We start from the raw sequence: 281 nt of genomic DNA, 5'->3' as shown, positions 1-281 counted from the left end.
TAACTTCGGTTTCCGTTCTTGGTGAAAATCGAGAAGAAAGAGATATATCGGTGAATAGCGCAGCTTGGTAGCGCATCTGGTTTGGGACCAGAGGGTCGGGGGTTCGAATCCCTCTTCACCGACCACTTTTCTTTTCTTCTCATTGGTTAAAAATGAAAAGAAAAATAACGGCAAGCAAGCGGTTATTGCAAAGTTTGATGGTGGCTATAGCTCAGTTGGTAGAGCCCCGGATTGTGATTCCGGTTGTCGCGAGTTCAAGTCTCGTTAGCCACCCCATTATT

The 281-nt window shown here is 45.9% G+C and carries 2 tRNA genes; both read left to right on the top strand.

What is annotated here, in order from left to right:
- Nucleotides 1–48 precede the first annotated feature (48 nt).
- A tRNA-Pro gene (locus tag PL85_RS18255) sits at nucleotides 49–125 on the top strand.
- A gap of 75 nt (nucleotides 126–200) precedes the next feature.
- A tRNA-His gene (locus PL85_RS18250) sits at nucleotides 201–276 on the top strand.
- Nucleotides 277–281 lie beyond the last annotated feature (5 nt).

It is taken from the genome of Vibrio anguillarum, from assembly GCF_001989995.2.
In the GTDB taxonomy this organism is placed as follows: Bacteria; Pseudomonadota; Gammaproteobacteria; order Enterobacterales; family Vibrionaceae; genus Vibrio; species Vibrio anguillarum.
The sequence above is the reverse complement of the archived record's forward strand: the minus strand, read 5'-3'. Positions and strand labels throughout refer to the sequence as shown.